We start from the raw sequence: 21,686 nt of genomic DNA, 5'->3' as shown, positions 1-21,686 counted from the left end.
CAAATCTCTTGCTTCATCTTCACTTAATGCTTGAACTTTACACCTGCAATTAAATCCTTTAGGCGGATAATTATCATCCCAAAAATGGTCATCCTTAGGTAAAATAAGTCCGTGAAATGCTAAATGCGATGCCCTTGCTCTATGGTCTGTAATAGCTACATATCTAAGATAAGGTTTATCTCCTTTTCTTTGGCTTTCAAACCTAGCGTTATTGTATGCCACTCGTAAATTTGTATTAAAAATAGTTTTTATATGGTTTTTATGAAGTCCGCTAATGCTTTCTAACTCTTTTACACAATCTTTAAAGCTTGTGCCTTTTTTATACGCTTTAAACAAGCTTTTATGTAGAGCTTTTAGTGTTTGTATCTCGCTAATCTGTTTTATTATAAATGCTGTTTCATAATGTTCCATTTTAAGTTTATCTAAATCAACATCTAGCGTTGGTTTTTTAAGCATAAAATACTTTAACATATCATCAGGGCTTTGTGTAAAAACCTTAGATAAATCATTCATCACTTAAGCCTTTTAAACTAATATTTGTTAAAACTTGAGCCATTATGTTTTCTAGCTTGTCTTGTTTTATGCCTTGACTAAGTAGCTTATTCATAGCGTCTTCATAAGAATTTGAGTTTTCAAGGATTTTCAAAAACTGCTCTTGTAAGTCTTTATCCAAATCATCGCTAAGCATATTAAAATCATCACTTGAAGTTAAAGCATCTATATTGTCAATTGGTTTATTTATTGCGTTTGGAAAGGCTTTTGAAACGCTGTTGCAATCATCTTGTAATGGTGTAAATTTGGTTTGTGTAGATTGATTATTTGCATACATTAAGCTCATATCTCTTTTAGTGCCATCCACGCCGTAGGTCTCACGGATATATTTTTCACTCAAATCAAAGCCCATATTGTAAATGATACTATCACGCTGTGCTAGTTCGCTTTTTATATCGTTAATAGGTTCAAGTTCTGCATAAAGCTCTCCAGTATAGTTATTTATCTCTTTAAAATGCTCTAAAACCTTGTTTATTACGAACAAAAGTAAGTTTAAATCAGCATTTGCTAAATCTTGCCTTACTGCGTTGTGGGTTTCGGCAGCTGCAAAGCTCCCACCATCAACTTGAGATGATAAATTACCACCTAAAATAACACTTCTTATACAATTATCTAAAAAATTAACCAAATTATGAAAATCACTTTGTGTGCTTGTAGGCTGAATTAGTGATATTTCTTCATCCACATCAATTACAGCTGTATCACCACTAAGCATAGCGTGTGTTTCTACAGCTAATTCATCAGGGTTTGCGTTAGTTTTCGCTATAACCCAAGGGCTTCCAAATTTTTCTTGGAAAGCCGCCCAAAATTTAGTGGATGCGTGTTTTAGTTTGACAGCCCAATAAAGTTTAGGTAATAGTGCGTCTCCATATGGTAAAAAAGCCGAGCTTTCATAAAGTGCATAAACAACTTTACCTTTAGGAATATCAATTAAAGCCCCACCATTATTAAACTTAAGCTCATTATCTACAAATGCAAAATCTCTAAAATCTCTTTGAATTAGTTCAGGATAAAAATAATTATCTTTGTAAGACCAATTAAGCTCAAAAACATTTAAGCCAAAAAGGTAAGTTTCAAGTATTTGAGAAATAATATCAGTATAAAAAATTTTATTCTCAAATCTACTTATAATCTTTTCATCATCACATACAAATCTTATAGATTTTGCTTTATTTATAGATTTGCGACTTGTATTTGCTTGAGTAAATGCTAAATCTTTATAAATCTCCATTTGCTCACTTAAGCTTATCTTATAGCTTGTTAAAAAACTACTTGAAAACAGCTTTTTTATTAAAACATCTTGTTGGTTTAATACTAATAGCTTTTTACTCATCTTAAAAACCTTCTTTTTTGATAATAATGTGTTCTTCTTTGTATATTTGTTGTTTTTATTTCTTTATATGCACCAGCTAGACTATCGGGAGCATCATCGTTTTTGTGTTCTGGGTATTCTAAAAGTTGCTCTATTAGTTGTGTTTGGCTTTTATGAATAAATAGCTCTTTATTTGTAAATGGCATTTCTAAGCTTTCTATTCTTTCAGCTTTGCTTTTATGGTTATTTACGCCTTGTAATGGCAAGGAGATATTTTGCTTTAAAGCCTCGTTTTTTAAAAACTCTTTTAAGAAAAACTGCCCACCATTTGTTTCAACTATAACTTTTTTTGGATTATATGTAAGTGTTAGATTTATAATTGTTTTTATCATATCTTGCACTTGCATAACTTTTACAATGCTTTCAATTAAATAGGCTTTATTCTCATAAGAAAGCCCAAGCACACTAATAGCTGTAAAATCACTCTTTTTAGTAGCCCCCGCTGGGTCAATATAAACAACTTTAGTCTTTATTTCGGGTAAAACATCATAAAAATTAAGGTTTTCAAGTTTAAAGATTTGTTTTTCGCTTAATGGCTCGTTTAACTGCTCTTTGTTAAACGCTCTTAAGTTTTCAGCTCTAAGTTGCATTAATTTTTTAATATCTCTTGCACTTTCCCACAAAACTTGTGAGCCATTTTTTAAAAGCATTTCATTAGCTTTATAAAAACCTTCAGCCCTTGCCTTATCAGTTTTATAAAGCTTTATATAATCATCCCACAAATCCATTCTGTAAGGAAAATGAATTATTGAGCTAAACTTCTTAGTTAGCCAAAACTCATTTTTAAGCTTTCTATTTAACACACTATCTTGATGAAGTATTGTTCCAATGTAAAGCACATCTAAAGTATCATCAAGGCTACCTAAGTTTAAAACAGCTTCATCTAGCCAATCTTCTAATTTATCCCTTTGCTCCTTAGAACGCACATTTGTATCGTTTTCTAAGTCATCCAAAATAGCTAAATCAGGGCGATATGCTCCATAACGAATACCTCTAAGCCTTTTACCCGACCCAAATGCTTTAACTTTTACCCCATTTTTTGTGATAAATTCACCCACCTTCCAATTGTCCCCCACTAGGTCGCCAAAGTCGGCTTTTAAGTTTTCATTGCATTCAAGCTCAACTTTAATAGCTTCAAGATTTGCCTCTGCAAGTTCAATTGCGTCACTAATTTCAACTATAAAACGCTTTTTCTTATAAACTATGCACCACAAAACAAGCCCAACGCTACAATGAGTTGATTTAGCGTGACCTCTAGGAGCTGCAACTGCTCTTTTTTTAATACTATGAGTGCCTAAAGCATTGAAATAATCAGCTAAATATGTATGTAGCTCACAAACCCCACCAATACTTGCATAGTGTGATAGATATGTATTAAAGAACTTTAAATAATCATTCTCACACTCTTTTATGCGTTGTTCTTTAAGATTTGCATCAAGCGTTGCTTTGTAATCTAAACTAGCAGCAAATTCATCTCTTAACTCGCCGAGCCACTTTTCAAATTCTTTTCTTTTTGTTGCTGGTAGTTTATCTTTTATATTCTCATCATTAAAAAAGTTTTCAATCTCTTCTCTACTACAAAACATTAGCTTTCTCCAATGCTTTAATGATTTTACCTGTGCTTAAAAAATCTTTAAAATGCTCATTCAAGCTTTCATTATTTAGCGTTTTTATCTCATCAATAAGCACTTTAATTACTATTTGAGCTATATTTAGCTTGTATGCCTTTGGGTCTTCAATTTCAGCTACTTTTTTCATCTTTGCAAAACTATCGCCCATTTTTGCAATTGCCACAGCTTTATCCTGTGCGTTTAGCTTAGCATCACTCATTATCTCATCTAGTGCTTTTTGCATTTGCTGAGTGAAGTTTGTATAAACTTCATATCCGTTTTCATCTGTGATAATTTCTTTAACTCTTAGCTTATCCCAATCACTATCTTTTGACTTGTAGTTTTGAATAGTGCGGATGTTTTTGTTTAAAAGCTCGGCTATTTGCTCACATTCATAACCTTTTGAGTATAAAGACCTTGCCCATTCGTGCGTTGTCATCTTTTACTCCAATTATTGTGAATAAATGCCCTAAGTTTTTCTCTTGGTGGCTTTTTGTCTTCTATACTCGTTGGGATATTGCCTTTACTCATTCTTATTAAATCAGCTTTTATTTCGTTTTTTTGTTCATTTAAAGTATCTTTTGGAAAGCCTTGTTTTGTCTTTAATGCTATTAAAGTAAGCTTTACGCATAAATCCTTTAAAAAAGGTGTAGGATTAGCTGGAATACTTATAAAAGATGATATAAAACTTAGTGCCTCATTAATTGCGTCTTCTAATACTCTTTCTTCGCTTTCATACTCTAAATAGCAAAGTTCGTTTAATTCTCTTTCGCTTACTTCGTTTAATAGGTCAAGTTTTGTTATCATCTTTTATAAATACTCCTTTATGTTTTTATGCGTTGCAAATGCGTTGAAAATCGTTGAACTACTTTCAACGCATACATTTATACTTTTTAAGCCCAAAAAGGGCTAAAAATGGCTTTTTATGGTTGTTCACTTAAAGCTTCATTACCTGCATTGCTAATTTGTGTTGATAAAGCTACACCAATAACAAGTTTAACAATCGCCTCTGGTCTTTCACAATAAAGTAAAGGACGACTTTCACTAGTAATTGAATATCCCATTCCGTTTGGCAACTCTTCAGGTGCTGGTGAAAAAATAAGCGTTGGAGCTGTGTTGAATGCTTCTGTATGATTTGCTGTTCCGTAAATGAATTTAAATATATCAGTATTATCAGGAACTACATAAGCCTCACCATCTTTAATAAATTCTATTGTTTCACCTTTTTCATTTTCATAATATGCTTGATAAATAACATATTTAACACCATGAACAACTAAACTAGCATTGTCATCACTACTAATTGTAGTTGCTTGATTTGTTTTAAATAAATCTTGAGCAGTAGCTAAATCATACACCGCTTGATAGTAAGATGGAGAACATAAAATAGTATATTCATTATGTGTTGTGCCTAATTCTTTACATAAAATTTTATCAATCTCTAGTTTATTATCAAGCAATGATTTTGACTTAGATAGTTCAACTGATTTAGATTTGTTTTCAAGTTCAAATAAGACTTTTCCATTGCCATCAACCACTCTACCAAAAATAGCACCTGCTGCCATATTTTCAATAGATGTGACGATAGATGATTTTTGTTTAGCTAAAATTGAGCCAACTTTTTTAGTTAATGCTTCTAGCTGTAATTCATTACCATTATAAACACGAAATTTATTTAAATCGCTTGATGTCAATTTATCTATTAATGGATAGCGTGGTAAAGATACACTGATTTTATATTCTTTATTGTTAGGTGTTTTAATGTGTTCAGCATCACTTCCAACTGAGTTTAAAACAATACCTTTGCCTCTAACGATACTAATTTCTGCATTTTCTCCAACAATATGCTCTTTATTTTTAAAATATCTATTTGTTAGATATTGTGGGCTAACTTTTATTTGCTCACTTGCACTTGTCATTTCATTTGTTGTAAATAATTTTAATAATTCTTCCATTCTTTCTCCTTATTATTGATAAATTAGATTTGATTTAAAAAATTCTTTTTTAATAGTCTCATCAACTTTTACAAACTTTACAGCACCTATAAGCATAATCGTATATGTAGCTTTACTTGTTGCATATTCACATAAAATCCCACATTTTGAAGCGTTAGTTATGTTTGTAGCTGTGGCTTTTTCCCAAACATCATTAATTAATACAAGCGGAGAGCCTACTGCCAAGTCTTCTGATTTATTATTAACTACACCATTACATTTTAAAGCATCGCTTACTAAAATATCTGATAAAGTGGTTGGTTTTACATAAGTTTTATTCATCTTTTACTCCTGCTATCATTTTTGCTAAGTCTTTTTTTGGTTTTGGCTTGTTAGAGTTGGCGTAAGTGTTGTTTTGCTTTGTTATATCAGAGCTTTTTAGTGTGTTTAGATACTCTTTAAACCCTGCACGATTGCTTTTAGCGTAATTTAATGCCCAAGGTTTTTGGCTGTTTGCTACCAAGCCTTGCTTGATGCTATTTTCCACCATTTCTTCAGCATTTTCACCTTCTAGCTCACTTATTTTTGCTTCTAATTCAGCTACTTTTGTCTTTAGCTCTTCATTCTCTTTAACTAGCTCGGCGTTTTGTGCTTCTAGTTCAGCAAGTTTTTCTTGCAACTCATTTGTTTGCCCATCGCTATTTGCGACTTTTGCATTTTGCGACATCTTATCTCCTTTATTAAATTGATTTTCTTTACAACTAATTTCTCCAAGTTCAGTTAAAAATGGCGTATTTGTTAATGCTATGCTTTGAAGCGTAGTGCCGATGCCTTTGCCACTTACTCTATCAACACTATTAAACATAAAAACAGGACTTATATATTTATATTGTTTATTTTTAATAAGCTCTCTTGCTTCATCACTCCATTTTGGCACTGCAAAAAGTGCATTATCTTTTATATATAGCTCATCTACCCAGCCGATAGCAGGAGCTTTTTTGTTCTCTAAGCTTTCGTGTTCGTAATCAATAGGTATAGATAGCCCACTATTTTTAAAGTTTTCAATCATTTGCTCTAAATCAGTATGGCTTATCTCAAATGCACCAGCGTGATGACCTTTCCACTTGCCTATAACTGCAACTTTAATTTCTTTAGCTAACTCAAAGTTCATCTACTAATCCTGTGTGATTATTTTCTTGAAGTATTGTTTTAAATGTGCGTGAATATAGCACGATAAAGCCCAAGTCTGTTGCATTATCGTATTCCTTAGCAAGACTTAGCAAATCTACTTTATAACCATTTATAAAAAAAGTATCAATTAATGCTCTTTCAATCTCGCTAAGCTTATCAAGTGCTTTATATTTACACTCTTCACGCTTTGCTCTTTGCTTGTTTGAAGTTTTAGAGCATACATATATTTTATATGTAATTTCCCTTTGACTTACATTTAAAAAGCTTTCATTTATAAAGTCAAAAAATACTAAGCATTCATCTTTATTAAAAAGTGCTTCTATTTTTTCTTTATCATTAAACTCACCTAAATAAGTTTTAATGTTAAATTCTTTTAAATGCTCTTTTAATGAGTTTTCATAAGCTTCTATTAAACTCAAAATCGCTCCTTTTTGTTTATTACGAGCGTGAGTTTAGACAAAAGCTTTATTTTTAAAAAATAATAATTTTTGTCAATTTTTTCTTAAAAATATGCGAAAAATGTTTTCCTTAATTTTGGCTTAATTTTATACTAGCATACGGCAAAAATTAAGGAGTAAGAGTGAAAGTTTTAAGGTATGAAAGATTTTTAAAAAGTCAATATGGAACTTTTTCTAAAGTAACATTATTTGATGAAAATAAAAATATCTTAGCAAACTTTACTGGGCTTGAGTGCATTGGAGAGCCTACTAATGAAAGCGGTTTAAAAAGACCTATTAAACCTAGCATTTATGCTGCTACTTGGATATGGTCTGCTAATTATTCTCCTGTATTAAAAATAAAAATACCACATGTTTATAGTGATGAATTAAGTAAAAGTCGTTTAATTAGAATTCATCACGGCTCGTGGTTAAGGGATACTATTGGTTGTCTATTACTTGGGCTTTGCTTTTTATATAACGCACAAGGCGAGATTATTGGTATAGGTAAAACTCGCTTAGCTATGAAAAAATTATATGAGTTAATAGGTGAGAATGACTTTATTGTGGAGGTAATAGATGAGAACTAAGTTTTATGCTGTAATTATAGTTTTAGTACTTTCAAATCTAGCTTTTTATTTTGTAAATAATGATTTATCAAAAGAAAATGAGCTTTTAAAAACTAAATTAAATGCTGCAAATATTAACTTAGATTTTCAAAACGAACGAATAAAAGCATTAAGCGTTGAGATAAAACCTACCGAGATTAAAGAGGTAGAACGCATTAAAAAGATATATGTAAAAGACAATACTTGTGAAGCTGAACTTAAAGCTTATAAGGAGCTTTTTAATGAGATTAATTAGTGCTTTTCTCGTTCTTTTACTTTTTAATGCGTGTGCTAGTTCAAATCAAATTAAATATGTGAATGTGCCAATTAAATGCAATGCAAAAATGCCATTAAAACCTTTGAAAAGTAAAAATGTAAATGAATTTGATTACGCAAAAGAAACATTGATATATCTAAGAGAGTGTGAAAGCACTCTAAAACAATGTTTAGGAGTAAAAGAATGAGAAAAGCACTAAAAGTAAGTTTATTTAAAAGAACATTTTTAAAAATTAGCTCAAAACTTGTCTTACTTTATGTAATAGCTAGTTTTAGCTTATGTGGATTTATGTTATTACAAGAGATTTTAAAATGATGAATAATGATAATAATTTTATTTATTGGTGGCTTGTATTTGTAAGCTTTGTAGCTAGTCTTATTGGAATGATAAATAAAGAAAAGCTAAAAGAATACAAAAGCACTAAAGCCAAAGCTGGAGCTTTGGTTAGTGGCATTGCTACTTCAATGCTAGTTTCTTATATTGTGTTTGAAATAGCGTTTTATTACTTAGCAAATGAAAGAATTGCTGTTGCACTTGCAGGTGTGGGTTCTTGGATGGGCACTGATGCCTTTTTAACTTTACAAAAAATTGTATTTGATTATATGACAAGGAAAAAATAATGAATTGCATAGGCGTTGTTTGTGATGTAAAAGAAAATAAAGCTAGTGTTAAACTAGACAACGAATTAACAACTGATTATTTAGATGTAGTGCAACATTCAAGCAATGCAAATTCAATATCTTTTCAACCGATAACAATCGGCGAACAAGTGCTAGTAATCGCTGTAAATGATGATGTAAATAGTGGTGTAATTTTACGTGGCATTTATCAAAACAAACACAAATTAGCAGCAAGTGACACTAAAGAATATGTAGAGTTTAGCGATGGCACTTGCATTTCATACGATACTGCAAACTCTACACTTGATATAAATGTAAGCAAAACCATAAATATAAATTGCATTGATTGTAATGTAAAGGCAAATAGCGTTAAAGTTGATAGTTCTTCAATTGATTTAGGTTTAGGTGGTTTAGGCGTAGTTACTGGTGAGTGTATTTGTCCAATCATAGGAATAGAACATCCTGATTGTAGTATGAATACAAGGAGTGCTAAATGATTACTAAAAAATCTATGACAAATAGCATAACAAATTCACTTCAAGCTAAAGGCTATCAGATAATAACTCCTACAAATAATTTAAAAATGTTTAGCTCTGAAATTATAGAAGCAATAGCTGAAGGTGTTGTAAATGATATTCAAGCAAACGCTAAAGCTGAAGTTGGCAGTGGTAGTTCTGCTGGGTCTTGGAGTATAAAATGAAATATCTAATAAGCATTGAAGATAGCATAAAAGATATTTTATTAACCCCGCTTGGTGCAAGGGTTATGCGTCCAAATTATGGCTCACGCCTTTTTGAGTTAGTAGATAAAAGAGTGGATGATGAATATAAAGCAAAACTAACTCGCTATGTAGTTGAAGCAATTCATAAAAACGAACCTCGTGTAAGAGTAAAAAGACTTAAGTTTGAAAGCCTAATTAATCATAAATTATCTTACAAGATTGAGCTTAGTAGCGGGGAGCTAATAAATGTTGCTTGAAAAAGTAGATTTTGAGAAAATTTTAGATGAGTTAAAAATCATTGCAACCAAAGAGCTTGATGATGTTAAGCTACTTGAAAGCGATAAGCTTTCAGCTTTGCTAGAATGCTACGCTTATCGTGAAATGTTACTTAGATGTGAAATGAATGAAAAAGTAAAATCACTTTTGATTAATTTTGCAAGAGGTAGTGACTTAGATGAATTGGTTGCCTTTTATGATATTGTAAGACTTGCAGGAACTAAACCAAAAGCGACAATTGAGTTTAAATTAAACACTATTTTAGATACTGATGTAATCATTCCAAAAGATGCAATTTTTCACTCAAACACAAGCGAAGTAGCAACGCTTGATGATGATGTAATAATTAAGAGTGGTGAGCTTAGTAATGTAGGAACAATTACATTAAATAAATACATAAAATCAAGCACTATTAAATGTGAATTATTACAAACTCCACTGCCTTTCCTAGTGGATTGTAAGCAAAAATCAGATTTTAATGGTGGAGCTGATGCTGAAAGCGATGAAGACTTACGCACTCGTGCGATTTTAAGTCTTGAAAAGCCTTCAACTGCTGGAAGCACAAACGCTTACATATATCACACAAAATCAGCTAATGCAAAAATAAAAGATGTAAAAGTTTTAAATGGCGGTGCTGGTATTGTTCGTGTGATAATCAAAAGCGATAACGATGCAAATGCTTTAAGCGATGTAGTTAAAGCTTTGAACGATGAAAAGACACGCCCCTTGACTGATATAGTTAAAGTAGAAGAAGCTATCAAAAAAGAAATCATAATAAACGCAGTAGTTTATAAATATGATATGTTTAGCGAATATTTGCGTAAAGACTTAGAGTTAAAAATAAATGAGAATATAAGTTTAAGTGCAATTTATGAGTATTTGCACGATAGTTCAACGCAAAGCGTTGAAATAGACTTGAAAAATAATTTAACCACACTTGAAAACGAATACCTTTTCATTAAATTTAACTTCACTTTTAAAAGGGCTGAGTTATGAGAAATTATAAATCATTACTTCCTAGCCATAAAAGTCAAGATGAAAAAAGACTTGAAAAAATCGGAGCTGAATGTCTAGCTAAACTTGACTTAAACATAATTGATAATAACCCACGCACTTGTGATGCAAGATTGCTAAAGCATTTGGCATATCAATATGATGTAGATATAAATAATCTTAGCGAAAGTGAAGCTAGAAACTTACTTTCAAAAGCTTTTTTAATTCATAGATATTCAGGAACTTATTATGGTCTTAAAAACGCTTTATCTAATTATGATGAAACTTTAGAGTTAAATGATAACTATGGTAAGCCATATCATTTTAAAGTCTTATTAAAAATAAAGCAAGGCTTAAGCGAAGATAAGATTAAAGATATTTCAAAACTTATAAATAAGTTTAAAAATGTTCGTTCAGTTTGCGAACATATAGAACTTATCACAATACACGAAACACCACTTAAGATAAAGGCAGTTATGCAAATAAAGGAGTTTAAAGAACTATGACAATAATTACGAATGCAGGTAAAAAGCTAATAACACACGCAATTATAAATAAGCTTGATTTATTTATATCAAAGGTTGTTTATGCTGATTGTAATTTAGATACGCTGGATGAAAATACAGCGTCTTTAACAAATATCAAATATGAAAATCTTCCAACAAGCGTAAGAATAGATGAATTTGATAATTCAAAAATCATACTTGAAGCGGTATTAAAAAACGATACAGCACAAGATTTTTTCATAAATTGCGTTGGATTTGTTGCAAAAAATGAGGAACTTTTATGCTTTACTAAAACAAAAAGAACTCCAGTGCTAAGTAAAGCAACGGACGCAAATACTTCATTGTTTCATTATAAATTAGCAATAGAGCTTACAAATGCCAATGATTTAAGTATAAAAATAGATGAAACTATTGTTTATCCTACACTAGCACATTTTAATGCTTCTCAAAAAGCACAAGATGAGTTAATAGCTAAGTTAGGACTAGACAAAGTCAATACAAGCGATTTTACAGCTTCTCAAAACTTGCAAGATGAGAAAATAAAAACTCTTGAAAATACTAAAGCTGATAAAGCAGCTTTGAATAATTACTATACTAAAACAGAAACTTATACAAAAGCTGAGATTGATAAAAAAGATACAGAAAAGTATAATGCTTTAAATAATACTAAAGCTGATAAAGCAGCTTTGAATAATTACTATACTAAAACTGAAAGTAATAATCTATTAAACGCTAAAGTAGATACAAATACATATATAACAGAGCAAAACGCTCAAAACACTAGACTTACAAATCTTGAAAACTCAAGAGCTTTAAAGACTGATTTAAATAATTATTACACTAAAACTGAAACTTACACAAAAGCAGAAGTTGATACTAGAGACATACAGACAAGCAAAGTTGTACTTAAAAGCACAAGAAATTCGTCAGGGATTTGGACTATTACTAATCTTATTATTAATAAGCCATTGATAATAACAGCTTCATTAAGTGCTGGGGCAGGTGAGCATAGTGGTTTTGCATATTCTGTTCTTAGCGGAACTTTAGATTCTATAACAAATGGTGGTGGAAGCATAGTTTTTTCTTGTTGCACGCACTGGGATTCGCATCACTATGGCGATATGTCATCTTCTAGTTTCACAATAATACCTAACGATACAAGTGTATCTATAAAAATGAATATGTTACCAAAAACAATAGCAAGAGCATATCAGTAAAAAAGGATTTATAATGAAAATATTTATACTAGATAATTTGATAGTAAATATAGATAATGAAATAGATAGTAAAGCTTTAATAGAACAAAACGCGTGGGAAATGCCACAAGAACAAATTAAAAAAGTTTTTGGAGATTACGCTCATCTTGCAAGTAACGATAATTGCACTTTTGCAAAAAATGGCGATGGATATGATGTAATTTTTATACTTGATGAAAATAAACTGCTAGAAGATAGCAAAAATGCTAAATTAAATGAGCTAGAAAGTTTAAAATCATCAGCTGAGAATGCTGATATTTTATATAAAGATAAGCTTTATCAAGCAGATAGTAAAGCTAAAGAATTGCTAACTCAAAGTTTAGTTATTTTTAGCTCAGTTGGTGCAGTGCCTGATAATTTTGCTTGGAAAAGCTCTGATAATAGTCTTAATACTTTTAGCTTAGATGATTTAAAAAATCTATCTTTATTAATCGCACAAAGAACACAAGAAATTACAGCTAAATATTGGGCTTACAAAGAACAAATTAGAAATGCAACTACAAAAGAAGAATTAGATTTAATTAATATGGAGTTTTAGTATGACTAGGGTTGTTTTAAAGCCTTTTGACAAAGACAAGTTTGAGCTAATAGAAAATTACTCTTATGAATGTGGATTTGGTGTTGTTGATATTCCAACAGGTTATAAAACCAACGGGGCAAATATTCCAAGAGTGTTTTGGTCTATCTACCCACCAAATAGCCCAGAGTATCTAAGTGCTGTGGTGGTGCATGATTTTTTATGCGATAAAGCATATAAGAATGACAAAAATTATGATGACTTTATTTTAGCTGACAATATATTTTTTATTGCGTTAAAAGAATTAGGCGTTGATAGATTTAAATCAGCACTATTTTATCTATCTTGTAAGTCCTATCATTTTATGAAATATAAATTTTTAAGGAGGAACAAATGAGTGCAAATTTTGGTGTAAATGTAACCATTAGTGCTGAAGCTGCTCGTCCAATTAGTGTTCAAAGCAACACACCGATTGGGCTTGTTGGTACTAGCAACACACTTGATGTAGGCTTACATTTTTTTATGAGTATTGATGATGCGTTGAGTAAGTGTGGCAATGGTAGTATTAAAAAAGATTTAAAAGCTATAGACGAACAAGCCGTTAAAACTCAAATTATCTTAAGCGTATATGAAGATGATGAGATAAATACTATCACAAACGCTAAAGCAGCTATAAGCTTGTTTAAACAAGCTAAAGCTAAGTTTGATTATAGACCAAATTTACTTATCGCACCAATTTTAAGTGGAGAAGATGCTATAAAAAGTGAGCTTGAAAGCGTAGCAACTGCTCTTAAAGCAACTGCTATTATCGATTTAGCAGCTGAAAGTAGTGTGGATGCGATAGCTAAGATGAGAGAGTTTGGCTCTAAGCGTTTAATTGCAGCTTATCCATTTGTAAAGACTTGGAGTGATGAGCTAAATAGCTATGAATACACGCCACAAAGTGCAAGAATAGCTGGAATGATAGCTAAGACTGACGGAGAAAGCGAATTTGGTTACTCTGATAGTTATAGTAACCGCATAATGCTTGGCATTGCTGGAACTAAAGGCGATATTTATTATGAAATGGGCGAGTCTTGCGAAGCTGATGAACTAAGAAACGCTCATATTAGCACAATTATTCGTGAGCAAGGCTTTCGTACTTGGGGCGGTGAGACAAGTGATGTAGATACGATTTGGCAAGACCTAGCAAGAGTTAGAATATTTGACCGCATTAGTGAAGCGTGCCAAAAAGGTGTATTTTTTGCGATAGATAGAAAGGCTGATGAGCTTTATTTTGCTAAGCAAAGCGTAGAAGAACTTTTGCGAGGTCTGAAAGGTGCAAAAGTCTTACTAGGATATGAGCTAAGCTGGAGTGAGAAAAATACTAAAGCAACGATAACTGCAGGTAAGTTTTACCTAGATGTAAGAATGCAAAATAATCCAATAGTAAAACAACTAACGCTTGATTTTATCTATACAGATAAACACAGCGATGAATTAATGTCAATGCTTAGCAAGTAAAGGAGTTTAAATGAAAAGAAAAATACCTGACATTATAAGTGATTTAAATGTGTTTGTGGGCGGAAAAAGTTTTTTAGGAGTTTGCCCTAATTTTAAAATACCTGATATAACTCAAGTGATGGTAGAGCACAATGGGGCATTAAAGGGCAAAGTTGGCAGTGGCATTTATGAAGCACTTGAAATAACATTCAAGCTAAATGAGATTGATTTTGGTGTTTATGCTGATTTTGCAGCAAATAATAATAAAACACATATCCCACTTGCAATGCGTGAAAGCATCCATAAACAAGGCACTGGGGATTTACCACTTGCTGTGGAGCTTTTAGGAGAGTTTGAAAGCTTAGCTATAAACGAAGATAGCGTAGGAGCTACTAGAGAAATTACGCTTAAATTATATGCTGATGTATTTACTTTAAGGCAAAACGGAAAGCCAATAATTGTCTATGATAGATTAAATAGTGTTTTTGTGATTGGTGGTGTAGATATGATGAGTGAAATAAGAAAGAATTTAGAGTTATAAAAAAAGGAGTAACAATGTTAGGAAATATAGAAATAAACGGACAAAAATACGATGTAAGAAAACCAAAAGTAAAAGACATAAAAGGACTTGACTTAGCTAAAAGTGATGATGTGATGGAGCTTAGTAAACGCTGCATAATTGGACTTGCTCCAGCTGAAGTTGAAGAGTGTGAGCTAGGCGTCTTAATCAAGGCTTCAAAACTAATAGGTGAGTATGTAGAAAAAAACTTATAGGTGGGCGTGATGAAATGCGTGAGAATTATCACGCCCTTGTTAGCATAATAAGTAGGTTTTATCATTCTAGCATTGAAGTTGTAGAAAACTTGGCGCTTGATGATTTTAAAAAGTATTTTAATAACGTGCAAAATGCAGTGGAGCAGATACATTGAAAATATTAGATTTATTTAGTGGAATTGGCGGGATTAGTTTAGGTTTTGCTAGTGCAAACTTTAGCGAATATGATTTTAGCTTAAAACCTAACGAGCAAAAAGCAAAAAATGATGGATTTTTTAAAACTATTGCGTTTTGTGAGATTGAGCCGTTTTGCAAAAAAATCTTAGCAAAAAACTATCCTAACACAAAAATATATGATGATGTAAAGACCTTGCCACTTGATGAGCTACGGGGGGGGGGTAGATATAATCACTGGTGGTTTTCCTTGCCAGGACTTAAGTGTAGCAGGAGGTCAAGCTGGGCTTAAAGGTGAGCGTAGTGGGTTGTTTTATGAAATGTTAAGAATTGCAAGAGAATTAAAACCTGATTACATTTTTTTTGAAAATGTTCCACAACTTTTATATAAAGGAGAATTATTTAATGAATTTGATACAAAAGTTCGTGAAAGTGGATACAAATACAAAGCTTTCATACTATCAGCTAAAGAATGTGCCTACTTGCACGAGCGAAAAAGAGCGTTTATTATTGCCTACCCCGCTGGCAAGCGATTGCTGGTCTCTTCAGCATTTTGGAAGCAAGTCGGAGTTAAAAGCATACGAGAACAAAAAACAGAAGAGATTATCAACTTTGCTCTTAATCTCCATAAAGACTTTAAGAAAGCACCAGAGCGAACAAGAGCATTTAGCGATACTTACAAACCAATACGAACAAATGATGGGCTATCCGTTGAATTGGACCGCATAAAAGCACTAGGTAATGCTGTAGTGCCTGAAGTTGTAAGTATTTTTGCAAGAGCTATAAAAGAAAATGAGAGATTGAAGGAAAAAAATGAATAATGCGGAGTTAAAATTATATACTAAAGCTCCTTTACCCTTTCAAGGGCAAAAGAGAAATTTTATAAAAGAAATCATAGAGCTTGTGCGTTCATATAATGATGAAAACATAATTTTTATAGACGCTTTTGGCGGTTCTGGTTTAATATCAAATACAATTAAATACACTTGTCCTAAAGCCCGTGTAATTTGGAATGATTACGATAACTATCAGCAAAGACTTGATAATATAGAACAAACAAACGAAATTTTAAAGCGTTTTGAGTTTTTAAGCGTATATAAAAAGAATGAAAAAATAAGTGATGAGCATAAAGAATTAGTCTTAAAAATATGTAAAGAATATGAAGAAAAAGGATATTTTATAGATTATTTAACTATTAGCTCACAAGTTCTTTTTGGTGGGGCTTATGCTTTTAACTTTAATGATTTAAAAAGCAAAAGGTTTTTTTGCAAAGCACATTTACCTATACTTTACAACACTCAAAACTATTTAAAAAATGTTGAGCGTGTAAGCTTAGATGCGTTTGAATTGATAAATAATTATAAAGATAATCCTAATGCAATTTTAGTGCTTGACCCGCCATATTTACAAACCGATACGGGTGGATATAATATGAGTAAAAGTTGGACTTTAGCTAAGTTTTTAAAAATTATTACTATGGCACAAAGCTATCGTAATTTTATATTTTTTAGTAGTGAAAAATCACAAGCTTTAGAGTTTTTTGAATGGGCTAATTATTGCAATAATACTTTTTCAAATTTAAAAATAATTAAAAAAACACATTCAAATTTGGCTGGTGGCAAAGCAAGAAAAGGAGATTATTTGTTTCATAACCTAGCTAATTGTAAGCTAGGCGAAGTGATTTAATGTTAAAAAAAATCTTAGTTTTTAACATATTTAGTTTATGTGTTAAAAATTTTATGATTTTTTAACACGAACTACCGAGAATTGCTCGGTAGTTGCTTACTCATCATCTTTTAAATCGTTTTCAATAATCCACGATTTGCTAAAGTCTTTATCAGCAAACAATTCTTTAAGTCCTGTTTCACATTTTAAGCGAAGTAATTCTTCAGCACTCATTCCCATTTTTTTCATTATAAAGCTATCACTATGACCTGCTTTTACAAGTGCCGTAATAATCTCTTCCATTTTTTCTATAATATGAACTCCCCTTGCACGATTGTGGCGTATTGTTGAATACATTCTTTCTTCAAGTGGTTTGTCTATAACAACTACAGGCAAACATCCTTTTTCACGCTCATAAATTTCTTTATTTTTCTTCATAGTCATATATCTATGAAAGCCATCTACTATCTCATAAATATCTTTATCTTTATCATAATAGCAAACTATAGGTTGAGTGTAACCATCTTCTAAAATTGAAGTTTCAAGTAGTTTCATTTCAGGTGCTGCTACTTGATTTGGATTATATGCATTTGCTTGTATTTTATCTATGCTTACTGCTTTTACATTGTAAATTGGTGATTTCATTATAACTCCTTGTATTTTTTTTCTGCTATTTGTCTAAAGACTTGTTGTTCTTTTGTAGGTGCAAAACCCATATATTTACATACAAAATCATTTTTGAGTATGCAAACACACATTCGTTTATAACTTGGCACACTTGCAAATTCTTTCACATCTGCATCATCTGGGTAATCGCCAAATGTTACTACTTCTTTTGAACTGATTTTTGAGATTTTGCCTTTTTTCTCATACTTAATGCCTAGTTTGTCAAGTTCTGCAAGTGTTTCATCTTTTAACGCCCCACCTTTTTCAGCCCAAAACTTTAAAGAAGTATTGAATTTCTTTTGATAGCTTTCTGCTAGTTTTGGTGGTAAAGCATTTAGCAAAAACTCTAAATAAGATTTCCAAGTGTGATTTTTAGGTAGTTTGACATTACGCCACGCTACAAGCTGTGTATCTCCGTATTTACTAGCAAAATCAACTCCGTTAATTCTATGTAACATCTTTGCCCAATTATTTGGGTCAAGCACTCTAAAGAAGTTTAAAACATTTATAGCACAATCATTAAAAGCACTTGCTACTCTCATTTGTTCAGGTTTTAAACCTGCTTTAAAAAATAAATCATAAACTGGATTATATTTATAATTAAATTTAAAATTAGCTACCCAAATATCTTGTGTAGTCCAATCATAAATAGGATAAAAATTATAAAGTTTCTCACCCATTTTTGTGCTAAATTTATAACCTTTGTATGGGCTTTTGCTTTGTGCTATTGCTCTAAAACGATTTAAGCTTTCATCTGCTCTAATGCCAATTAAAAACGCTAAATCTTTTACTTTTAATTGCTCTTGTAACCAAAAAGCAAATTCAATATTAAACTCATAATCACTTATAGGATTTTCTTTATCCCAAAAAGAAAAATTATGATTTTCTTCTGTGATTGCATAAGTTGGTGGAGTAAATAGCCATTTTTCTTTATCTTTTAGTTTCCAAGGTTGCCAATATGTTTGCTCCCAGCTGATAGCACATTGTGCTTTAACAGGCATACAAATATAAAAAATTTGTTTAAAATACTTTTTATTTTCTTTAATAAAGTCTTGCACGAATGCTGTAGTTTGTGAATATTGTGCTTCATAATCCATATGGTATAAATAAATATTTGTTTTATTATCAGGGTGTTTTTTCTTATAATCTAAAACTAAATTTGCAAGTAAGGTGCTATCTTTACCACCACTAAAACTAATGCAAACATTTTTAAAATCACGCATAATAAAACTTATTCTATCACAAGCACTGTCATATACATTTTTATCTATGTATGTTTTACCTAGTGTTTTCATTACTTATCCTTTATATTTTTCAATAATGGCTAACAACTCATCAAGCTTTAAGCCCTTTTCGTAATGATACAAAAATGGCTCTACCCACGATGGGATTTCTTTATCATCTTTCCAATTAGTAGAAATACCCGTATAACTAACATTTGCAATTTCTGCGAAGTCTTTCCTACTAAGCCCTAATTCTTTAATCTTTTTGTCAAATTCTAATCTTGTCATTAAAGCCCTTTTTAGTAAATAATTAAAAAAATTATATTATTTTTTAGTAAATAACATAAAAAAGCCTTGACATTTTTAGTAAAGTATGGTAATATTATAATGTTTTTTTAGTAGATTACTAAAAAACAAAAAAATGAAAGGAGAGGCATAATGAAAAAGCTAGATAAAAAAATCAAAACTGCAACCTTGATTTTATTAGTTTTAGAAATCATTAATGCATTTATGAAGTTTCTTTCATATCTGTAAATGATTATTAGCAAGGGGGCAGGTTGCCCCACACAAAAAAGCTTAAACATTATGCTAGTCCTTATTATATCACAAGGAGTTAAAAATGGTGGAGTTTTTAGAGGTTTTACAAGTTTTGTTACTTGTATATGTAGCATTAATAATTAGTAGTAAAGGAGAAAACAAATGAACTGGAATAAAGTAGAGTGTCAAGCAAACTGCATAATACATAGCACAGGTAGAGCTGATTTGATAAAAATACCTACTACGAATTGGGAGTTTTGGCACCCATCAAAGCTAGTAAGACAATATGGCAAAAGTGGTTATATGATAAGTATAAGCTATACCGATGATTTTTCTTTTAATTTGAAAAAGAAAAGTAAAAGTGGTAAAAGTATTGTTAAAGAAATAGAAATAAGTGGCACTGCATTTGCTGATTATTTTAATAATCCTAGCGAAAATGGACTTGATTAATGGTAAAGGTCAGGTATTTAGGCATTGAAACGCATACTGAAAATGCCTTGTTAGTAAAGCTTAGCTCGGATATGTGGGTGCCTAAATCTATTGTAAAAAAACTCACAACCAAGCATATTTATTTGCCTGAGTGGTTTTGTAAAAAGTATAACATTGTTGGCGAAAGCACTTATCATAAACCACAACCAATGCAAGTAAATGAAGTAAAAGTACTTGATGAGTTGGTGTGGAATGAAAATAAATAAACTTGAAATAATCCAGCATCTTGCTGAAACTAAGCTCTCGCAATTAAGGGCGGGGGCTTTATTTATGGAAATGGGGACAGGCAAAACTAAAGTAGCACTTGATTTGGCTAAACTTAAAGAATTTTATTTTGATAAAGTTTTATGGATAGCACCAGCATCTTTACTACGCTCAAAAAATTATAAAAATGAGATAGAAAAGTGGAATAAATTAAATAAAGAAATGGTATTTTTTAGCGTTGAAAGTATAGGTTCTAGTGATAGATTATTTTTGAATATGTTTAAACTTGTTAAAAACAATAAAATATTTTGTATTGTTGATGAAAGTATAACTATAAAAAATACCGATGCAAAAAGAGTTGATAGGCTTTTACTTATGTCGCAGTTTATGGAATTTAAATTGATTTTGAATGGAACTCCGCTTTCAAAAGGACTTATTGATTTGTATTCACAAATTAAGTTTTTAAGTCCTAAAATTTTAAATATGACCGAAACACAATTTGCTAACCATTTTTTAGTTTATGAAAAAACACATTTTAGGGGTTGGCGTAGGTGGAGTAAGCCATTTAATGAAGAAGCGTTGATAAAAATAATTGAGCCGTATATTTTCAAAGCTGATTTAAATATAAATGTAAAAATACATTTTAAAACTATATATTTTAAATTAAGTAATTTGGAGCAAAGTAATTACACACACTTTAAAGAAAACTTTTTAAAAAAATGTAAAGAGCTTGATTTTTTTGCTATTAGTACTGCTTTTCAGCGTTATTATACTTATTGTAGTGCTAAAGCTAGTGGGTTTAAAAAATTAATTATGGATATAAACTCAAGGGGCGAATTTGCTCTAGTATTTGTTAAATATATTAACGAACTTGAAAAGCTTGAATTTATATTTGATAGCTTGGAGTTAAAATATAAGATTTTAAGTGGCAATAGAAAAGATGAGCTAGATGAAAGCTCTTGTATAGTTTCAACTTATGGTACTGGTAGCTTGGGTTTGAATTTGCAATATATTAATAATGTTATATTTTTTACGCCTACTTTTGATTATAAAGATGTTTTGCAAGGCTTGGCTCGTTCATATCGCACAGGACAAACAAAAGATGTTTATGTTTATCATTTTTACATAAATACAGGGCTTGATTATCTAATAAAAAGCAGTTTAAAGAAAAAAGGTCGTGTGCTTGATAATGTAAAAAGACTAATTAGCAAAACTGAAGCTTTAAAACTTTAAATAATTTAAGTTTAATATAAACTTTAATTTTAATTTGATATTTTTTATCATTTTATGCTTAGTTTTCTTAAACGCTAGTTTAAGTTTAAATTAAGCTTTTTTAATTTATATTGAAAATAGCTTGAAACTACCTTGAAATAGTGTTTTAAAGCTGTTTTGGTAAGTTAATATTTTTTAAGTTTATTTTAAGATTATTTTTGAAACCTTAAACTATATCAAAAATTATTAAAACACGATTTCAAGGGCTTTGCAATATTAATTCAATTTTGTGCATTTTGTGAGATTTGCATTTGTTACACGTGCGTATTTTTGTGCGTTGTTTTTGTGTATTTTAAAAGCTCTTTAAAACCTTATCAAATAAGACTTTAA

The 21,686-nt window shown here is 31.0% G+C and carries 35 protein-coding genes; 23 read left to right on the top strand and 12 right to left on the bottom strand.

Annotated elements, in window-relative coordinates; all coding sequences use genetic code 11:
* The 9 genes from AVBRAN12640_RS05415 to AVBRAN12640_RS05375 form a co-directional block, all read right to left on the bottom strand.
* Nucleotides 1–513 (bottom strand): phage head morphogenesis protein (locus tag AVBRAN12640_RS05415; protein ID WP_336612965.1); only part of this gene is annotated, 513 nt, incomplete at its 3' end.
* Complete coding sequence (locus AVBRAN12640_RS05410; protein ID WP_336609091.1) at nucleotides 506–1,885, bottom strand: phage portal protein family protein; 1,380 nt, start codon at nucleotides 1,883–1,885, stop codon at nucleotides 506–508. The genes AVBRAN12640_RS05415 and AVBRAN12640_RS05410, both read right to left, overlap by 8 nt.
* Nucleotides 1,882–3,510: a phage terminase large subunit gene (terL, locus tag AVBRAN12640_RS05405; RefSeq protein WP_336609090.1), complete on the bottom strand. Its 1,629-nt coding sequence runs from the start codon at nucleotides 3,508–3,510 to the stop codon at nucleotides 1,882–1,884. Before terL ends, AVBRAN12640_RS05410 begins: the two co-directional genes overlap by 4 nt.
* A complete protein-coding gene (locus tag AVBRAN12640_RS05400; protein WP_336609089.1) occupies nucleotides 3,500–3,973 on the bottom strand; it encodes a DUF1804 family protein in 474 nt (157 codons plus the stop codon). Before AVBRAN12640_RS05400 ends, terL begins: the two co-directional genes overlap by 11 nt.
* The gene (locus tag AVBRAN12640_RS05395) at nucleotides 3,970–4,341 is read right to left on the bottom strand and encodes a phage protein Gp36 family protein (protein ID WP_336609088.1); all 372 of its coding nucleotides are present in this window, start codon (nucleotides 4,339–4,341) and stop codon (nucleotides 3,970–3,972) included. The genes AVBRAN12640_RS05400 and AVBRAN12640_RS05395 overlap by 4 nt, the downstream gene beginning before the upstream one ends.
* Before the next feature lie 116 nt (nucleotides 4,342–4,457).
* Nucleotides 4,458–5,489 carry a major capsid protein gene (locus AVBRAN12640_RS05390; RefSeq protein ID WP_336609087.1) on the bottom strand — a complete coding sequence of 344 codons (1,032 nt, stop codon included), beginning with the start codon at nucleotides 5,487–5,489 and terminating at the stop codon, nucleotides 4,458–4,460.
* A gap of 12 nt (nucleotides 5,490–5,501) precedes the next feature.
* Complete coding sequence (locus AVBRAN12640_RS05385) at nucleotides 5,502–5,810, bottom strand: hypothetical protein (RefSeq protein ID WP_336609086.1); 309 nt, start codon at nucleotides 5,808–5,810, stop codon at nucleotides 5,502–5,504.
* Nucleotides 5,803–6,639, bottom strand: coding sequence for a phage protease (locus AVBRAN12640_RS05380; protein ID WP_336609085.1), 837 nt, complete (start codon nucleotides 6,637–6,639; stop codon nucleotides 5,803–5,805). The genes AVBRAN12640_RS05385 and AVBRAN12640_RS05380 overlap by 8 nt, the downstream gene beginning before the upstream one ends.
* On the bottom strand, nucleotides 6,629–7,078 hold the full coding sequence (locus AVBRAN12640_RS05375; RefSeq protein ID WP_336609084.1) for a hypothetical protein: 450 nt from the start codon (nucleotides 7,076–7,078) through the stop codon (nucleotides 6,629–6,631). Before AVBRAN12640_RS05375 ends, AVBRAN12640_RS05380 begins: the two co-directional genes overlap by 11 nt.
* Before the next feature lie 161 nt (nucleotides 7,079–7,239).
* On the opposite strand from AVBRAN12640_RS05375, the gene AVBRAN12640_RS05370 reads away from it, so the two are divergent.
* From AVBRAN12640_RS05370 to AVBRAN12640_RS05275, 20 genes are read left to right on the top strand one after another with little or no spacing between them, the layout of a single operon-like run.
* Nucleotides 7,240–7,686, top strand: a complete 447-nt coding sequence (locus AVBRAN12640_RS05370) for a DUF5675 family protein (RefSeq protein ID WP_336609083.1) — start codon at nucleotides 7,240–7,242, stop codon at nucleotides 7,684–7,686.
* Nucleotides 7,676–7,960 carry a hypothetical protein gene (locus tag AVBRAN12640_RS05365; protein WP_336607373.1) on the top strand — a complete coding sequence of 95 codons (285 nt, stop codon included), beginning with the start codon at nucleotides 7,676–7,678 and terminating at the stop codon, nucleotides 7,958–7,960. Before AVBRAN12640_RS05370 ends, AVBRAN12640_RS05365 begins: the two co-directional genes overlap by 11 nt.
* On the top strand, nucleotides 7,947–8,168 hold the full coding sequence (locus AVBRAN12640_RS05360) for a hypothetical protein (protein ID WP_336609082.1): 222 nt from the start codon (nucleotides 7,947–7,949) through the stop codon (nucleotides 8,166–8,168). Before AVBRAN12640_RS05365 ends, AVBRAN12640_RS05360 begins: the two co-directional genes overlap by 14 nt.
* Entirely contained in the window at nucleotides 8,165–8,296 is a 132-nt protein-coding gene (locus tag AVBRAN12640_RS05355) for a hypothetical protein (protein ID WP_336609081.1), read from the top strand. Before AVBRAN12640_RS05360 ends, AVBRAN12640_RS05355 begins: the two co-directional genes overlap by 4 nt.
* On the top strand, nucleotides 8,260–8,601 hold the full coding sequence (locus AVBRAN12640_RS05350; protein WP_336609080.1) for a phage holin family protein: 342 nt from the start codon (nucleotides 8,260–8,262) through the stop codon (nucleotides 8,599–8,601). Before AVBRAN12640_RS05355 ends, AVBRAN12640_RS05350 begins: the two co-directional genes overlap by 37 nt.
* On the top strand, nucleotides 8,601–9,098 hold the full coding sequence (locus AVBRAN12640_RS05345) for a phage baseplate assembly protein V (protein WP_336609079.1): 498 nt from the start codon (nucleotides 8,601–8,603) through the stop codon (nucleotides 9,096–9,098). The genes AVBRAN12640_RS05350 and AVBRAN12640_RS05345 overlap by 1 nt, the downstream gene beginning before the upstream one ends.
* Nucleotides 9,095–9,301, top strand: a complete 207-nt coding sequence (locus AVBRAN12640_RS05340) for a hypothetical protein (protein ID WP_336609078.1) — start codon at nucleotides 9,095–9,097, stop codon at nucleotides 9,299–9,301. Before AVBRAN12640_RS05345 ends, AVBRAN12640_RS05340 begins: the two co-directional genes overlap by 4 nt.
* Entirely contained in the window at nucleotides 9,298–9,579 is a 282-nt protein-coding gene (locus AVBRAN12640_RS05335) for a GPW/gp25 family protein (RefSeq protein ID WP_336609077.1), read from the top strand. Before AVBRAN12640_RS05340 ends, AVBRAN12640_RS05335 begins: the two co-directional genes overlap by 4 nt.
* Complete coding sequence (locus AVBRAN12640_RS05330; protein ID WP_336609076.1) at nucleotides 9,569–10,594, top strand: baseplate J/gp47 family protein; 1,026 nt, start codon at nucleotides 9,569–9,571, stop codon at nucleotides 10,592–10,594. Before AVBRAN12640_RS05335 ends, AVBRAN12640_RS05330 begins: the two co-directional genes overlap by 11 nt.
* A complete protein-coding gene (locus tag AVBRAN12640_RS05325; RefSeq protein WP_336612964.1) occupies nucleotides 10,591–11,097 on the top strand; it encodes a phage tail protein in 507 nt (168 codons plus the stop codon). Before AVBRAN12640_RS05330 ends, AVBRAN12640_RS05325 begins: the two co-directional genes overlap by 4 nt.
* Nucleotides 11,094–12,314 (top strand): phage tail-collar fiber domain-containing protein, encoded by a 1,221-nt coding sequence (locus tag AVBRAN12640_RS05320; RefSeq protein ID WP_336612963.1) that lies wholly within the window; start codon nucleotides 11,094–11,096, stop codon nucleotides 12,312–12,314. Before AVBRAN12640_RS05325 ends, AVBRAN12640_RS05320 begins: the two co-directional genes overlap by 4 nt.
* Nucleotides 12,315–12,327: 13 nt before the next feature.
* Nucleotides 12,328–12,891, top strand: coding sequence for a DUF4376 domain-containing protein (locus AVBRAN12640_RS05315; RefSeq protein WP_336609128.1), 564 nt, complete (start codon nucleotides 12,328–12,330; stop codon nucleotides 12,889–12,891).
* Between the two features lies 1 nt (nucleotide 12,892).
* On the top strand, nucleotides 12,893–13,267 hold the full coding sequence (locus AVBRAN12640_RS05310; protein WP_336609127.1) for a DUF1353 domain-containing protein: 375 nt from the start codon (nucleotides 12,893–12,895) through the stop codon (nucleotides 13,265–13,267).
* A complete protein-coding gene (locus AVBRAN12640_RS05305; RefSeq protein WP_336609126.1) occupies nucleotides 13,264–14,373 on the top strand; it encodes a phage tail sheath family protein in 1,110 nt (369 codons plus the stop codon). Before AVBRAN12640_RS05310 ends, AVBRAN12640_RS05305 begins: the two co-directional genes overlap by 4 nt.
* Nucleotides 14,374–14,383: 10 nt before the next feature.
* A complete protein-coding gene (locus AVBRAN12640_RS05300; protein WP_336609125.1) occupies nucleotides 14,384–14,893 on the top strand; it encodes a phage major tail tube protein in 510 nt (169 codons plus the stop codon).
* A gap of 14 nt (nucleotides 14,894–14,907) precedes the next feature.
* Nucleotides 14,908–15,126, top strand: coding sequence for a hypothetical protein (locus AVBRAN12640_RS05295; RefSeq protein WP_336609124.1), 219 nt, complete (start codon nucleotides 14,908–14,910; stop codon nucleotides 15,124–15,126).
* 14 nt (nucleotides 15,127–15,140) lie between these two features.
* Nucleotides 15,141–15,281 carry a hypothetical protein gene (locus AVBRAN12640_RS05290; RefSeq protein ID WP_336609123.1) on the top strand — a complete coding sequence of 47 codons (141 nt, stop codon included), beginning with the start codon at nucleotides 15,141–15,143 and terminating at the stop codon, nucleotides 15,279–15,281.
* Entirely contained in the window at nucleotides 15,278–15,592 is a 315-nt protein-coding gene (locus AVBRAN12640_RS05285) for a DNA cytosine methyltransferase (protein WP_336612962.1), read from the top strand. The genes AVBRAN12640_RS05290 and AVBRAN12640_RS05285 overlap by 4 nt, the downstream gene beginning before the upstream one ends.
* Complete coding sequence (locus AVBRAN12640_RS05280; RefSeq protein ID WP_336612961.1) at nucleotides 15,507–16,121, top strand: DNA cytosine methyltransferase; 615 nt, start codon at nucleotides 15,507–15,509, stop codon at nucleotides 16,119–16,121. The genes AVBRAN12640_RS05285 and AVBRAN12640_RS05280 overlap by 86 nt, the downstream gene beginning before the upstream one ends.
* A complete protein-coding gene (locus AVBRAN12640_RS05275; RefSeq protein WP_336609121.1) occupies nucleotides 16,114–16,986 on the top strand; it encodes a hypothetical protein in 873 nt (290 codons plus the stop codon). The genes AVBRAN12640_RS05280 and AVBRAN12640_RS05275 overlap by 8 nt, the downstream gene beginning before the upstream one ends.
* A gap of 96 nt (nucleotides 16,987–17,082) precedes the next feature.
* Here the strand turns inward: AVBRAN12640_RS05275 and AVBRAN12640_RS05270 are convergent, their stop codons facing one another.
* Genes AVBRAN12640_RS05270 through AVBRAN12640_RS05260 form a run of 3 tightly spaced genes read right to left on the bottom strand, consistent with a single transcriptional unit; the run spans nucleotide 17,083 to nucleotide 19,142 of the window.
* Nucleotides 17,083–17,610, bottom strand: a complete 528-nt coding sequence (locus tag AVBRAN12640_RS05270) for an IbrB-like domain-containing protein (protein ID WP_336609120.1) — start codon at nucleotides 17,608–17,610, stop codon at nucleotides 17,083–17,085.
* Nucleotides 17,610–18,926, bottom strand: coding sequence for a DUF3440 domain-containing protein (locus AVBRAN12640_RS05265; RefSeq protein WP_336609119.1), 1,317 nt, complete (start codon nucleotides 18,924–18,926; stop codon nucleotides 17,610–17,612). Before AVBRAN12640_RS05265 ends, AVBRAN12640_RS05270 begins: the two co-directional genes overlap by 1 nt.
* Before the next feature lie 3 nt (nucleotides 18,927–18,929).
* Nucleotides 18,930–19,142, bottom strand: a complete 213-nt coding sequence (locus tag AVBRAN12640_RS05260; protein WP_336609130.1) for a hypothetical protein — start codon at nucleotides 19,140–19,142, stop codon at nucleotides 18,930–18,932.
* Between the two features lie 411 nt (nucleotides 19,143–19,553).
* Between AVBRAN12640_RS05260 and AVBRAN12640_RS05255 the strand changes: the two genes are divergently transcribed.
* From AVBRAN12640_RS05255 to AVBRAN12640_RS05245, 3 genes are read left to right on the top strand one after another with little or no spacing between them, the layout of a single operon-like run.
* A complete protein-coding gene (locus AVBRAN12640_RS05255; RefSeq protein WP_336608657.1) occupies nucleotides 19,554–19,841 on the top strand; it encodes a hypothetical protein in 288 nt (95 codons plus the stop codon).
* Nucleotides 19,841–20,086, top strand: coding sequence for a hypothetical protein (locus AVBRAN12640_RS05250; protein WP_336608658.1), 246 nt, complete (start codon nucleotides 19,841–19,843; stop codon nucleotides 20,084–20,086). Before AVBRAN12640_RS05255 ends, AVBRAN12640_RS05250 begins: the two co-directional genes overlap by 1 nt.
* Complete coding sequence (locus tag AVBRAN12640_RS05245; protein ID WP_336608659.1) at nucleotides 20,073–21,317, top strand: SNF2-related protein; 1,245 nt, start codon at nucleotides 20,073–20,075, stop codon at nucleotides 21,315–21,317. The genes AVBRAN12640_RS05250 and AVBRAN12640_RS05245 overlap by 14 nt, the downstream gene beginning before the upstream one ends.
* Nucleotides 21,318–21,686 lie beyond the last annotated feature (369 nt).

This window comes from Campylobacter sp. RM12640 (assembly GCF_020137595.1).
In the GTDB taxonomy this organism is placed as follows: domain Bacteria; phylum Campylobacterota; class Campylobacteria; order Campylobacterales; family Campylobacteraceae; genus Campylobacter_E.
This window is presented reverse-complemented; position numbering and strand designations above follow the sequence as displayed.

What these genes read in the sequence shown, in the direction of transcription:
- AVBRAN12640_RS05395 (WP_336609088.1), bottom strand. Translation starts at nt 4,341, where the DNA reads ATGATAACAAAACTTGACCTATTAAACGAAGTAAGCGAAAGAGAATTA.
- AVBRAN12640_RS05280 (WP_336612961.1), top strand. Translation starts at nt 15,507, where the DNA reads ATGAGCTACGGGGGGGGGGTAGATATAATCACTGGTGGTTTTCCTTGC.
- AVBRAN12640_RS05310 (WP_336609127.1), top strand. Translation starts at nt 12,893, where the DNA reads ATGACTAGGGTTGTTTTAAAGCCTTTTGACAAAGACAAGTTTGAGCTA.
- AVBRAN12640_RS05345 (WP_336609079.1), top strand. Translation starts at nt 8,601, where the DNA reads ATGAATTGCATAGGCGTTGTTTGTGATGTAAAAGAAAATAAAGCTAGT.
- AVBRAN12640_RS05270 (WP_336609120.1), bottom strand. Translation starts at nt 17,610, where the DNA reads ATGAAATCACCAATTTACAATGTAAAAGCAGTAAGCATAGATAAAATA.
- AVBRAN12640_RS05360 (WP_336609082.1), top strand. Translation starts at nt 7,947, where the DNA reads ATGAGATTAATTAGTGCTTTTCTCGTTCTTTTACTTTTTAATGCGTGT.
- AVBRAN12640_RS05315 (WP_336609128.1), top strand. Translation starts at nt 12,328, where the DNA reads ATGAAAATATTTATACTAGATAATTTGATAGTAAATATAGATAATGAA.
- AVBRAN12640_RS05250 (WP_336608658.1), top strand. Translation starts at nt 19,841, where the DNA reads ATGGTAAAGGTCAGGTATTTAGGCATTGAAACGCATACTGAAAATGCC.
- AVBRAN12640_RS05300 (WP_336609125.1), top strand. Translation starts at nt 14,384, where the DNA reads ATGAAAAGAAAAATACCTGACATTATAAGTGATTTAAATGTGTTTGTG.
- AVBRAN12640_RS05325 (WP_336612964.1), top strand. Translation starts at nt 10,591, where the DNA reads ATGAGAAATTATAAATCATTACTTCCTAGCCATAAAAGTCAAGATGAA.
- AVBRAN12640_RS05385 (WP_336609086.1), bottom strand. Translation starts at nt 5,810, where the DNA reads ATGAATAAAACTTATGTAAAACCAACCACTTTATCAGATATTTTAGTA.
- AVBRAN12640_RS05260 (WP_336609130.1), bottom strand. Translation starts at nt 19,142, where the DNA reads ATGACAAGATTAGAATTTGACAAAAAGATTAAAGAATTAGGGCTTAGT.
- AVBRAN12640_RS05365 (WP_336607373.1), top strand. Translation starts at nt 7,676, where the DNA reads ATGAGAACTAAGTTTTATGCTGTAATTATAGTTTTAGTACTTTCAAAT.
- AVBRAN12640_RS05400 (WP_336609089.1), bottom strand. Translation starts at nt 3,973, where the DNA reads ATGACAACGCACGAATGGGCAAGGTCTTTATACTCAAAAGGTTATGAA.
- AVBRAN12640_RS05335 (WP_336609077.1), top strand. Translation starts at nt 9,298, where the DNA reads ATGAAATATCTAATAAGCATTGAAGATAGCATAAAAGATATTTTATTA.
- AVBRAN12640_RS05295 (WP_336609124.1), top strand. Translation starts at nt 14,908, where the DNA reads ATGTTAGGAAATATAGAAATAAACGGACAAAAATACGATGTAAGAAAA.
- AVBRAN12640_RS05290 (WP_336609123.1), top strand. Translation starts at nt 15,141, where the DNA reads ATGCGTGAGAATTATCACGCCCTTGTTAGCATAATAAGTAGGTTTTAT.
- AVBRAN12640_RS05275 (WP_336609121.1), top strand. Translation starts at nt 16,114, where the DNA reads ATGAATAATGCGGAGTTAAAATTATATACTAAAGCTCCTTTACCCTTT.
- AVBRAN12640_RS05390 (WP_336609087.1), bottom strand. Translation starts at nt 5,489, where the DNA reads ATGGAAGAATTATTAAAATTATTTACAACAAATGAAATGACAAGTGCA.
- AVBRAN12640_RS05255 (WP_336608657.1), top strand. Translation starts at nt 19,554, where the DNA reads ATGAACTGGAATAAAGTAGAGTGTCAAGCAAACTGCATAATACATAGC.
- terL (WP_336609090.1), bottom strand. Translation starts at nt 3,510, where the DNA reads ATGTTTTGTAGTAGAGAAGAGATTGAAAACTTTTTTAATGATGAGAAT.
- AVBRAN12640_RS05350 (WP_336609080.1), top strand. Translation starts at nt 8,260, where the DNA reads ATGTGGATTTATGTTATTACAAGAGATTTTAAAATGATGAATAATGAT.
- AVBRAN12640_RS05320 (WP_336612963.1), top strand. Translation starts at nt 11,094, where the DNA reads ATGACAATAATTACGAATGCAGGTAAAAAGCTAATAACACACGCAATT.
- AVBRAN12640_RS05245 (WP_336608659.1), top strand. Translation starts at nt 20,073, where the DNA reads ATGAAAATAAATAAACTTGAAATAATCCAGCATCTTGCTGAAACTAAG.
- AVBRAN12640_RS05355 (WP_336609081.1), top strand. Translation starts at nt 8,165, where the DNA reads ATGAGAAAAGCACTAAAAGTAAGTTTATTTAAAAGAACATTTTTAAAA.
- AVBRAN12640_RS05305 (WP_336609126.1), top strand. Translation starts at nt 13,264, where the DNA reads ATGAGTGCAAATTTTGGTGTAAATGTAACCATTAGTGCTGAAGCTGCT.
- AVBRAN12640_RS05380 (WP_336609085.1), bottom strand. Translation starts at nt 6,639, where the DNA reads ATGAACTTTGAGTTAGCTAAAGAAATTAAAGTTGCAGTTATAGGCAAG.
- AVBRAN12640_RS05340 (WP_336609078.1), top strand. Translation starts at nt 9,095, where the DNA reads ATGATTACTAAAAAATCTATGACAAATAGCATAACAAATTCACTTCAA.
- AVBRAN12640_RS05410 (WP_336609091.1), bottom strand. Translation starts at nt 1,885, where the DNA reads ATGAGTAAAAAGCTATTAGTATTAAACCAACAAGATGTTTTAATAAAA.
- AVBRAN12640_RS05330 (WP_336609076.1), top strand. Translation starts at nt 9,569, where the DNA reads ATGTTGCTTGAAAAAGTAGATTTTGAGAAAATTTTAGATGAGTTAAAA.
- AVBRAN12640_RS05265 (WP_336609119.1), bottom strand. Translation starts at nt 18,926, where the DNA reads ATGAAAACACTAGGTAAAACATACATAGATAAAAATGTATATGACAGT.